The sequence below is a fragment of the Vibrio sp. genome (genome assembly GCF_038138445.1).
GTDB lineage: Bacteria > Pseudomonadota > Gammaproteobacteria > Enterobacterales > Vibrionaceae > Vibrio.
This window is the reverse complement of record NZ_JAYQDQ010000019.1, coordinates 48,185-54,250: the sequence shown is the minus strand read 5'-3', so window position 1 is coordinate 54,250 and position 6,066 is coordinate 48,185. Positions and strand designations below refer to the sequence as shown.

The 6,066-nt window shown below is 39.8% G+C and carries 6 protein-coding genes; 3 read left to right on the top strand and 3 right to left on the bottom strand.

Features of this window, described 5'->3' with window-relative positions; genetic code table 11:
- Positions 1 to 37: 37 nt before the first annotated feature.
- The gene (locus AAFM34_RS07710) at positions 38 to 946 is read right to left on the bottom strand and encodes a trypsin-like serine protease (protein WP_341661575.1); all 909 of its coding nucleotides are present in this window, start codon (positions 944 to 946) and stop codon (positions 38 to 40) included.
- Positions 947 to 1,359: 413 nt separating this feature from the next.
- On the opposite strand from AAFM34_RS07710, the gene AAFM34_RS07705 reads away from it, so the two are divergent.
- On the top strand, positions 1,360 to 1,704 hold the full coding sequence (locus AAFM34_RS07705) for a hypothetical protein (protein WP_341661573.1): 345 nt from the start codon (positions 1,360 to 1,362) through the stop codon (positions 1,702 to 1,704).
- Between the two features lie 48 nt (positions 1,705 to 1,752).
- Positions 1,753 to 2,511 (top strand): isocitrate lyase/phosphoenolpyruvate mutase family protein, encoded by a 759-nt coding sequence (locus AAFM34_RS07700; RefSeq protein ID WP_341661571.1) that lies wholly within the window; start codon positions 1,753 to 1,755, stop codon positions 2,509 to 2,511.
- Between the two features lie 99 nt (positions 2,512 to 2,610).
- On the opposite strand, the gene AAFM34_RS07695 is transcribed toward AAFM34_RS07700, so the two are convergent.
- Positions 2,611 to 3,510, bottom strand: coding sequence for a hypothetical protein (locus AAFM34_RS07695; RefSeq protein ID WP_341661569.1), 900 nt, complete (start codon positions 3,508 to 3,510; stop codon positions 2,611 to 2,613).
- A gap of 700 nt (positions 3,511 to 4,210) precedes the next feature.
- On the opposite strand from AAFM34_RS07695, the gene AAFM34_RS07690 reads away from it, so the two are divergent.
- Positions 4,211 to 4,837, top strand: a complete 627-nt coding sequence (locus AAFM34_RS07690; RefSeq protein WP_341661567.1) for a triacylglycerol lipase — start codon at positions 4,211 to 4,213, stop codon at positions 4,835 to 4,837.
- A gap of 50 nt (positions 4,838 to 4,887) precedes the next feature.
- On the opposite strand, the gene choV is transcribed toward AAFM34_RS07690, so the two are convergent.
- On the bottom strand, positions 4,888 to 6,066 hold the full coding sequence (gene choV, locus AAFM34_RS07685; protein ID WP_341661565.1) for a choline ABC transporter ATP-binding protein: 1,179 nt from the start codon (positions 6,064 to 6,066) through the stop codon (positions 4,888 to 4,890).

Genomic DNA, 6,066 nt, shown 5'->3' with positions numbered 1-6,066 from the left:
TTGGAACTTCAAACATTAACAACACCGCCCCGTGGGTTCATGGGGCGCATACGTTAAAAGCTCCCTCACGTTCGAAGCCTTCATAGAAAGTTGCCACATTATGTCGTGCCGAGTAAATGTTCGTGACCGTACTGGCTACACCATAAATTTTGCCATCAAATATAAGAGGACTTCCGCCATCACCTCGAGTAGCTCCATACTTAGTGACAAAACCACTGCTTTCATCTAGTGAATACTGAGGATGAGAGGGTGGCAGAGATGGGTTCTCGACACTAATAGTGTACTGTGTCTGACTTATCGGTTCTCTTCGGTTTTCAAAAGCCCACTCCAAATAGTTACACCTAGCCTCATCACCTGTTGTGCTTGACTGGTTGTAGTAGTTATTTGAGTAATTAGGAGAATTTGGACATTCAGAGAAATAAGCCTCTATATAATAAGCCTTAGAGTTCTCTTTGGCGGCTACTTTCGCAGGGATGGGCATTTTTTTCAATTGGCCGGAAGAATACCCCAGAGGGTATACATCCGCACCTAATGGGATACCCCCTTCTGCAACAGGAAGATACTCGACATTATCCGGCGTACCATCAAGTTCCAAAATAGCAATGTCGTAGTACTGACCTGGCTCGTCAAAAGTGTATAAGTCATTAGCAAAATAATGCTTAACTACCTTTTTACTTTCACCGCTTACAGTTCCATCATTATTCGTAGAGTATAGAAAATGAGCATCCATGTTATCGACAGCGCAATATGCAGCGGTTAAAACAGTATTTGGAGCAATAAGCGCCCCACTACACGTAGTTCCACCAGAGGCAGTAGATAAAAACACCATATAAGATTCGTCTTGAGGGCTTACTTCTACTCCATTATAAACTGCGTAAACCTGAGAAGAATAAATTGTGATACTAGCAGCGATTGGAATAATGCAAGACAATATATTTTTTTTCATAGTTATTCCTTTTAATGATTTAAGTATGTGAATAAAAAGAGTGATGTTTTTTAAAACCACTCTTCACTTAAAATATATAATTTAGTTAATTAAGTAAATTAACCTTTACTTAATTAACTATTAATCAAAAATAACAAATAAAACCTCATTGAAAAATTTAACGCACAGACCAAGAGCAAAAATAAAAATCCATTTAAATCATAGCTTTAAGATAAAAAGAAAAATTTAAGTCAAGTTTGTAATTATTTTATCATTTGCGATATCAATTCACAAAAACAATTAAAACACTTTCAAAAGTTAAACGTTAAATTAAATTTAAACCTAATGCTGACAGAAATAAAAATAAAGAATCTCTATTTTTAACTTTAAAGAACTCAAAGAGTAACTTGTATTAATCTAATGGGATAGAAGAAATGAAACCAAGTAAAAATATTTTAAGAATTACAGTAGGCACGTCGCTGTTAGCTATTTTTCCGACTTATGTGTCCGCTCATGGTTGGTCTGAGTTTCCAAAAGCTCGACAAACCATCTGTCATGATCAAGGAGGATTATGGTCCGGTAGCCCACCCAACGCAGCTTGTGCAAACGCTAAGGAACTTTCTGGTCAATATCAGTTCGTTCAAAGACACGAATACTCAAAAAACGTCATAGATTATAGAAACGCCAATGAGGTCAGACGGCTTATTCCTAATATCGTGGCTTTACTCAATATTGTTCAGTTCCGAAAGTGGCGAACTCTACGGCTGCCTTATTGCTAGCATACTCCTGAAGTCATCAAGCCCAACTAAATATAAGGAAGGCATAAAATGTTTAAGAGTATGCATAATATGGAAAATCCGTTAGTTATTTGTAATGTTTGGGATGCTGCAAGTGCGGTAATCGCCCAAAACAGCGGGTTTTCAGCGATTGGTACTTCCAGTGCTGCGATAGCAAAAAACCTAGGTAAGGAAGATGGAGAAAATATTAGCTTTGAGAGCCTATTGTCGATTGTCGATATCATCCTCAAATCAACGACCTTACCTTTAACTGTAGATATTGAGTCTGGTTACGGACATACGCCGGAGGCCATAGCAGGTAATATTATAAAGCTTACCAACCTTGGTGTTGTTGGCATAAACATTGAAGACAGCCTTGTAATAAAAGGCGAAAGACAACTCTGTGATCAAGTGGTATTTGCCAAAAGACTGGAACAAATACGAAAGCAACTTAGCGATGCAAATATTGACGTCTTTATTAACGTCAGAAGTGACACCTATCTACTCAATGTCACACACCCTCTCGAAGAGAGCATTGATAGAATAAGCAAATATCAACAGTCAGGCGCCGATGGAATCTTTCTACCATGTATCGAAACCTCCAGCGATATACAATCAGTAGTCACTAGTACATCACTGCCAATCAATGTCATGTGTATTCCAAACCTGCCCACTTTTTCAGAACTCAAAAGCCTCGGCGTAAAACGCATTAGTATGGGAAATTTTGTACACGAAGTAATGCTTGACTCACTGAGTTCTATGTTGATATCGATAAGTCAGGAGCAATCTTTTAAAGGGTTATTTCAATAGTCTAAGACCCTTCAAAAGTAGTAGTGTCGATGGAGCTGCTCATCGACACTGCTCTCACTCCTTACTATACGCTTACCATTAAACCGGACTAATCATTTTTCACCGTACTGACACGGCAAGTATTTCCATTGGAGGTTTAATTGCTGCGTGCGAAAAACTAACTGACGCCTCCTGAGACTCAAAACTACTCATAGCTTGCACAAGCGATGACACTTCCAAGCTAACGTTTTGTGTAGACTTGTCCGAAGCGGCAACATGGACTTGCTCTGCACTCAAGCGGGTAAACCCAGCCAACCCGTTATCCGTTATATCTGAATGGCTATCGTCTAAGCTCATACGGTCAAGCCCAAGACTATTAATGTCAGGATCTATTGAATCTGGAATGCCATCATTGTCAATGTCCCATTCAGCATTCTGCAAATTGTTTTTAATGTTCACGGAATCTTCAAGTACATCATTTAAAACCACTTTGTCATCATCTGTAAATATCCAATCAAGTACAACACCACCAGCCAAAGAACCTATAGAAACTGCCCCAGCAATACCCACTACAGTCCCAAGAGCAACCGCTGATGCGGTACCTGCAACTGCCACAGCTCCAGCAGCAGCCACAGCACCAATAATGGTAGCTATACCTCCAATAACAGCAGTAACCTCAGAAGGTTTTACAGTTCCTGACTTAGCTGAATCCGTTAAGTGGGCTAAAGAGCTTGTTAACTTAGTAAGAGCAGAAGGTGCTAATACAATATTGGCTAATGGAATTTTGCTTACTATTTTCTGAGCTGCTGTAGCTAACCCTCCAGCAATAGCTGAGGTTTTTTGAAGTTCGCTCATACTATCCCAAGCACCAGCTACTTTTTCTTCAAAGTGGTCATATATACTACCAAAGTTAATTTCACCCGAGTTACCAATGCTCGCTTGGGCTTCAGCATGTGCCACCGCCTCTATCATTGCACTTTCGCCCAAACCAAAATAATATTGATTTTCAGATACCACCATTAAACAACTCTCCTAGTAATTATTGATTTATTTAATTTCCCAAGAGGTTAATATATCAACTAAAAATTGTTTTAATAGACTAGATATTAAATAAACATTTGTTTTTTAATGATATTCGTCATTATGGTGACAATGGTCACATATAGAGATAGCGAATATATTACTACTGAAGTTAAGTGAGGATAGATGAACCGATCATATGTATGTTCCAAATGTAAAACAAACAGCCCTGTTCTTCCCTCAAACAGGATATGCTTACAATGTAATAAATTTTGTGATGAATGGTTGGTTAGAGACTGGGATAAATATAAAAGAGACTCTCGCATTATGTCTATTACTTGTTTGCTGGTCACAATCTTGATATTGGGAGCAGCTTGGGTATTGATAAATAAGGAGGAACTGTTTGGAGCGTTTATCTCCGGAATATTTTCAGTATATAGCTTGGTTGTTGCTGTAAAGTTTTATATTCGTACTAAAAGAAAAGATAAGTATATTGGTCATACGTATAAAGATATGATCCCTTTTTGGTTTTTCTATTAAAAATATTATGACTAGAGTGAACAAATTTGTGATATAAAAACAATTTATAAATACCGAAAAGTGTTCTAATCGACACCTAAAAGCGTCTTTAATATGTGCATGCTGGATAAATACAGTGAGAATTGGCACAATGGCTTTTCTTTGATAAGTAGGGCCACCAATGAATATTGTTATTCTTCATGGGCTGTATATGCATGGCTTGGTCATGAAGCCGCTCAGTCAAAAGCTCAGATCATATGGTTATGATACAAAAACGGTTAGCTACAATAGCCTAGCGATAGACGAAAACAAAGTGTTTGATGTCATTGATCATGCATTGTCAGCAGCACAAACAAACGTATTGGTTGGGCATAGCCTTGGCGGACTTATCATTAAGCATTACCTAACCTCTCGTGCCCCAAATATTGAGCGAATATCTCATGTAATCGCCGTGGGTTCGCCACTGCAAGGCGCTTCAATCGTGAATCGAATTCAAGATTTGGGTATGGGAGCTGTATTAGGTAATGCGCCTAAATTTGGTCTAGAGCAACATGAAGATTATTGGAACCATCCACAAAAGCTGGGAAGTATTGCTGGAACACTAGCTATTGGCGCAAGAAGCTTACTGATGATGGAAGATAACACTCTCTCAGATGGTACTGTAACGGTCGAAGAAACCAAAATCGAAGGCATGACAGACCATATCGAGATGCGCAGCGCCCACACCACTATGATATATAACTCTGCGGTGCCAAAACAAATCGACCATTTTATTAAAACAAACAGTTTTATACACCGCAGCCGATAAGGAAAACCAGCGCCACTAAGTAATATCGGCTTAGGGCGCTGGTCAAATCATCATGCCGCCTTATGTTTACCTAGCAAGCCAGAGTAAAAGTCGTTGTCATCTAGCACCCCAACCAACTCACCATTTTCGACCAATAGAATAGGCTGTCCGCTGAGCTGCTTTAGCTTAATTGCTTCTCTCATGCCGATATCTGGGCTAGCTATCACTACACTTTGATGTGATATGTCATCAAGATTCACTTTTTCATCTCGCCAATCGATAAGTGTTAATGAAATTTTATCATCAAGGTAGAGTTTGCTATCGCGTTCTTCAACCCAAACTTTTTGCACAGGGCAAATCTGCAATCTTGCGGCTTCGCGCTCTAATTGACTTACGGGTTGCATTAATGAACGCCCTTTAAGCACATTGAGGGGGTTAGTATGCGCGACAAAATCTTTGACATAATCATTTTCAGGCGCCAAGACTATTTGTTCAGGTTTGCCATGCTGAATAAGTTTACCCGACTCCATAATCGCGATGTTATTACCGATTTTGAGCGCTTCATCAAGATCATGGCTGACAAACAAAATAGTTTTATTGAGTTTTTTCTGTAGGGAAATAAGTTCGTCTTGCAGCTGTGCTCTAATAAGGGGATCAAGCGCTGAAAAAGGCTCATCCATGAGTAAGATATCGGTGTCCATCGCAAAAGCTCTTGCTAGCCCTACTCTCTGTTGCATGCCACCTGAAAGTTCATGTGGGTATTTATTCTCCCAATCAGAAAGCTCAACCATGGCAAGCTGCTCGCGCGCTTTTTCGCGTCTTTGCGCTTTGGGCATGCCAAGCATTTCAAGCCCAAAAGCAACATTATCCAAAACGGTCAGCCAAGGCATTAAGGCAAACTTTTGAAACACCATCGACACTCGATGAGTACGAAGGTGGCGAAGCGTATTGGCATCACATGAAGATAGCTCAACTTGGCTATCGCCATCTTTGACTTGTAAAGAGCCGCGAGTAACAGGATTTAGGCCATTCACAGCGCGCAATAGACTTGATTTTCCCGAGCCTGATAAGCCCATAAGAACACATATTTCGCCTTCTTTGACACTCATGGTGACGTTATCCACACCGACCACTTGCCCTGTTTGCTCGATGATCTCTTGACGAGTTTTGCCTTCATTTAATAGCGACAATGCCTTTTGTGGTTGATCGCCAAATACCACATCAAGGTTTTTAATCGTAATTGCATCCAT